The organism is Mesorhizobium sp. M2A.F.Ca.ET.042.01.1.1 (assembly GCF_003997405.1).
In the GTDB taxonomy this organism is placed as follows: Bacteria; Pseudomonadota; Alphaproteobacteria; order Rhizobiales; family Rhizobiaceae; genus Mesorhizobium.
This window is the reverse complement of record NZ_RZRX01000344.1, coordinates 1-5,208: the sequence shown is the minus strand read 5'-3', so window position 1 is coordinate 5,208 and position 5,208 is coordinate 1. Positions and strand designations below refer to the sequence as shown.

Genomic DNA, 5,208 nt, shown 5'->3' with positions numbered 1-5,208 from the left:
CCATATAACGACCGACAATGACATTCAGGATAGGCATCATCTCTGACACCCACGGCCTGCTGAGACCTGAGGCGGAACTGCGCCTGGCCCGGGTAAACCACATCATCCATGGCGGAGACATTGGCAGTCCTGACATTATTGCCGCGCTTCAGCAGATCGCGCCGGTTACCGCGATCAGAGGCAACGTGGACAGGGCCGGGTGGGCTTCGAAATACGCCGACACCGCGCTGGTGCGGCTGGCAGGCAGAACCTTCTACGTCCTTCATGATCTCAAGGCGCTTCAGGTCTCACCAGCGGCGCTTGGCATCGACATGGTCGTGTCGGGTCACTCCCATGTGCCAAAACTCAAAACCGTTGACGGCGTGCTATATCTTAATCCAGGCAGCGCCGGTCACCGTCGTTTTAAGCTACCGATCACGCTTGCGACGGTTGATATCACGCCTGACGGTCTACAGCCGGCCATTCACGATCTAAGTAGCGGCTAACGCGCTGGCTTAAGGCGATCGCATGCCAAGCCGAACCGCCCCCATCGGGTGAACGTCCGCGCGCGATCAATCCATGCGGCGCGAGCCCAATGCAGCGGATGCGTCACAGCCGGTCGACGTGCTCGGGTTCGAAATCACCCGGCGGAACCTTTGCAAGGCTAAGCCCTTCTCCCCTCGAACGACCTTGGATCCTGCTCCCGCCTCTCTGAACCGATCTAGGATATCGCCGAGCGCCGTCCGCTGCATGTCGGCATTATTGCATGTGTGCCGTCCAGGCGGTCGAGGTCGTACCCGCTACGGCAGCCTGAATCAGTCGGTCGGCGAGTATGGCCAGGAACGCGATCGACAGGCCGGCGATGAGGCCCATTCCGGCATCAGCCTTGCCGAGCGCGACATAGACCGCCTGACCAAGGTCGCGGGTGCCGACAAGGGCGGCTATGGCGAGCATCGAGAGCGCCGCCATGATCGTCTGGTTGAGGCCTAGCATGACGACCGGCAGCGCCAATGGCAGCTTGGCCTGCAGCAGCGTCTGGATGGGCGTGGCGCCCATCTGCTCGACCGCCTCTACCACGTCGGCCCGCACATGCCTCAGCCCGTGCTCGACGTAACGGATCGGCGGCACGATGGCGTAGAGCATGATGGCGATCAGCGCCGTGAACTCGCCCACCTTGAAGAACATCAGCGCCGGGATGAGGAAGACGAATTGCGGCATGGTTTGCAGCGCGTCGCAGATCGGCTTCAATGCGCGGGAGACCCGCTCGCTATGCGCGGCCCAAACACCGAGCGCGCCACCGACCAGAAGGCAAAGCAGAACCGCCAGCGTGCAGAGATAGAGCGATTGCACCAGCTGCGGCCACAGGCCATTGACCAGGATCAGCCCGAAGCCCACCACCGAGAAGAGGCCGAGCCGCGGCCCGCCCACCTGGCCTGCAAGCAAGGCCACGGCAAGGATGAGGACGGGCCAAGGCAGATCCAGAAAGCCGGTGTAGAGAACAAGGCCGGCGGCCAGCACGGCGACCGCAGCCCGCCAGCCGAAACGGCGCAGGGCCAACGCGGCCAAGGCCGCAACCAAACCCATATAGACGGCCAGCGCCGATGGCGGCAGCGAGAAGCCCCACATTGCCGGCGTCGCCGAGCCGGAAATGCCGACGCGCATCGGCAGAAGCAGGCAGTAGAGCACCGCATTACGAACACCGTTGAAGAACCAGGCGTAGTCGCGCACCAGCCCCAGCAGCCATTGGTTCACGGCGCCCATCTGCGTGCGCAGCCCGGTTTCCGGCAGAAGCGTCGCATCGGGCGCGGCCAGCCGGATGACGACGGCGAGAGCCAGCGCGATGGCCAGCGACAGGGCCAGCCGGCTCGGCGTCATCCAGCGCATGGCGCGCGTCGATCCGGTCTCGGCCGCCTTGGCGAAGCCGATGGTGAGGCGGTCGATGAGGATGGCGAGCAGCGCGATCACCAGGCCGGACAGGATGCTCTGGCCGAACTCGGCCTTGCGCATGGAGGACAGCACTTCCCAGCCAATATCCTCGAAGCCGCCGATGATGGCGGCGACGATCACCATCGACAGCGCCGCCATCGTCGTCTGGTTGAAGCCGACGAGAAGCTGCGGCAGCGCCGTCGGCACCTCGACCTGCCAGAATTGCTGGCGGCGCGTGCAGCCGCTCATCAAGCCGGCCTCGCTGATCGCCGCTGGCACACGGTCCAGTCCGAGCATGGTGTTGCGGACCATCGGCGGCGTCGCATAGATCGCCGAGGCGATCAGCCCGACCACAGGACCGAAGCCGAACAGCAAGAGCAGCGGGATGAGGTAGGCGAAGGCCGGCACCGTCTGCATCAGGTCGAGCGCGCCGTTGAGCACCGGGCGCCAGCGCGGGCGAGCGTAACCCAGAACGCCAAGCAGGAAGCCGAGCACGATCGAGATCGGCACCGCCAACAGCACCAGCGCCAGCGTGTTCATGCTCTGCGGCCAGTAGCCGGCGAGCAGGATGTAGGCGAGCGTGGCGAGCGCGAAGATCGCCAGCCGCTCGCCGCTCGATTTCAGCGCAAGGGCGGCGACCGCCAGCATCACCGCCGGCCAGGGCAGCCAGGCGAGCGCCAGCCGCGCGCCGCGCATCGGCGCATCGAGCAGTGCGGAGAGCGCCCGGAACCCCGGCTGGATCACCGAGACGACCACGTCGGTCACGGCGTTAATGTAGGTGGCAAGCGGCAGCGTCCATTCCTTGGGGAAATTGACCAGCCAGGGGATCTCGTTTTTCAGAAGGAGGCAAATCGCCGTCAGCACGGCCAGCGCGCACCAGGGAACAAGGGCCGGCGCGATGGTGAACCTTTGAGCGGATCGCGCTATGGCGGCCGGCGCTGTCATGAGCTTTTGCGCCTCGCCTGCTCGCGCTCCAGCACCGCAAGCACCGCGCCGGCGCTGAGGACCGCCGGCGGACCGTCACCAGCGACTGGCACGGTGAAAGCACTCACGCCGGAGGCGAGCTGCGGGATCAACGCCTCGAGGCTGGTGGCGGCGGCGACGCTGCGCTCCGGCAGCGCCGCGCCATTGGCCGGCGTGGCGATGTCGCCGGCGGTGATTACGCGCAGCAGCGGCATGTCCTCGGTGAACTGCGCGACATAGTCGTCGGCCGGGTTGAGCACGATGTCGGCGGGGCGGCCGATCTGCACGATCTTGCCCGCCCGCATGATTGCCAGCCGGTCGGCCAGGCGGAAGGCCTCGGCGATATCGTGAGTGATGAAGATGATGGTCTTCTTCAGCATGCGCTGCAGGCGTAGGAACTCATCCTGCATCTGCTTGCGGATCAGCGGATCGAGCGCCGAGAACGGCTCGTCGAGGAACCACAGCTCTGGCCCCACCGCCAGCGAACGTGCGATGCCGACGCGCTGCTGCTGGCCGCCGGAGAGCTGGTGCGGGAAGGATGCCTCGCGGCCTTCGAGCCCGACAAGCGCGATCATCTCGCGGGCGCGGGCCTCACGCTCCTTCGCCGGTTTGCCCTGGATCTTCAGCGGGAAGGCGACATTGTCCAACACGCTCAGATGCGGTAGCAGGCCGAAATTCTGGAACACCATGCCCATGGCGTGGCGGCGCAGTTCGATCAAATCCTTGCCGCTGGCGGCGAGCAGGTTCCTGCCGTCGAGCAGGATCTCGCCGGCGCTCGGCTCGACCAGGCGCGACAGGCAGCGCACCAGGGTCGACTTGCCGGAGCCGGACAGACCCATGATGACGAAGATCTCGCCCGCCGCCACCTCGAAGCTGGCATCGACCACGGCCGGCAGATGCGCCTCCGCGCGCAGACGCTCGGCCAGCGCATCTGGGTCGATCACATAGCCGCGCGAGTCGAAATAATAGTCCGGACGCCGGCCATAGACCTTCCAGACATTGCGGCAGGCAAGTTTTATCGGACGCGCTGCAGTGTTCATTCCGATCGACCCCTGCCGATTGGTCGCCTGGCCCCGCGCATTGCGGAAGCCGGGCCTTTATCGCCCTTAGCCTTTGCCAGGCACATCGGCGAATTTATCCCTTGGCGCCGTCAACCCAGGGCTTCCACACCGCCTCGTTCTTGTCGATCCAGGCCTTGACCACGGCGTCGAGGTCCTCGCCCTTCTTGTCGACGGCAAGCATCATCTTCTCCTGCTCGCCGGCGTCCATCTTGAACGCCTTGAGGAAGGCGTAGGCCGCCGGCCATTTGGCGCCGAAGCCCGACCAGACGATCTTGTCGACATCCGGCGGGGTGATGCAGTGCTCGTTGGTCTGCTCCTTGCAGGGCGGCATAGTGACCCAGCCGACGTCGTTTTCGGCCAGTGCGTAATGCGGCCCCCAGAACATCATCACCAGCGGTGTCTTGGCAGCCTCGGCGGCTTCGAGCTCGGCCACGAGCGCACCCTCGGAACCGGAGGGAACGGCGGTGTAAGGCATGTTGTTGTCGGCAAGGATCGTGGCGGCCCGCGAGCCCCAGTCGGCCGGATAGTCGAGGAAGCGCGCATTGGGCGCGGTTTCCGGCGTCGACAGCGCCTTGACACAGTCCGGCTTGTTGAGCGCCGTCCAATCGGGCAGACCGGGGCAGACCGTCTCCATAAATTTCGGGTAGATCCAGCCCTCACGCGTCTTCAGGTCGAGCTTGCCGATATCCTCGATCTGCTTGGCGGCGAGCGTCTTGGGATAGATGTCGCCGACATTGTTCATCCACACCTCGACCGAGGCGCTGAGCGAGCCGTCGGCGAGACCGGAAAACTGCGGGAAGTTGCCGGCGGTGACGTATTCGACCTTGTAGCCGAGCTTTTCGAGAAGCTGTCCGGCGATGTGCGTGGAGACGTGCGCGCCGGTCCATTCGAGCATGGCGAGCTTGATCGGCTCGTCCTTGGCGCCGAGATCGGCGGCGGCGACCGGCGCGCTGGCGGCAAGCATCAGCGCCAGGCCAATTCCTGCATTTCTTATTCTGTTGATCGTATTCGGCATGATGTTTCCCCTGTCTGGTTGTTATGGTTCGAGATGAACTTCCATCCTCGATGGCGAGGCTGCCGCTAGCCTCTTTCCGCGCCACTCCCCTGGCCGCCGGAAAATTCCGTTACCGCGCAAAACTGATGACGTACCTCCCTTTCGACTGACCCCGTTCGAGAGCGACAAGTGCTGCCGACAGCTCTTCCAGCCCGATGACCTCGACCGTCGTCTCAAGCGGCTTGTCCGCATGCATGGCGACCAGCTCGCGCATCTCCTGCCTTG

The 5,208-nt window shown here is 64.9% G+C and carries 4 protein-coding genes; 1 reads left to right on the top strand and 3 read right to left on the bottom strand.

Annotation, left to right across the window (positions count from 1 at the left end):
- Positions 1 to 17 precede the first annotated feature (17 nt).
- Entirely contained in the window at positions 18 to 485 is a 468-nt protein-coding gene (locus EOA23_RS31285; RefSeq protein ID WP_127306953.1) for a metallophosphoesterase family protein, read from the top strand.
- Between the two features lie 253 nt (positions 486 to 738).
- Here the strand turns inward: EOA23_RS31285 and EOA23_RS31280 are convergent, their stop codons facing one another.
- From EOA23_RS31280 to EOA23_RS31270, 3 genes are all read right to left on the bottom strand, one after another.
- Positions 739 to 2,850, bottom strand: a complete 2,112-nt coding sequence (locus tag EOA23_RS31280; protein ID WP_127306952.1) for an ABC transporter permease subunit — start codon at positions 2,848 to 2,850, stop codon at positions 739 to 741.
- Entirely contained in the window at positions 2,847 to 3,908 is a 1,062-nt protein-coding gene (locus EOA23_RS31275; protein WP_126060866.1) for a betaine/proline/choline family ABC transporter ATP-binding protein, read from the bottom strand. The genes EOA23_RS31280 and EOA23_RS31275 overlap by 4 nt, the downstream gene beginning before the upstream one ends.
- 94 nt (positions 3,909 to 4,002) lie before the next feature.
- On the bottom strand, positions 4,003 to 4,944 hold the full coding sequence (locus tag EOA23_RS31270) for an ABC transporter substrate-binding protein (protein ID WP_127306951.1): 942 nt from the start codon (positions 4,942 to 4,944) through the stop codon (positions 4,003 to 4,005).
- Positions 4,945 to 5,208 lie beyond the last annotated feature (264 nt).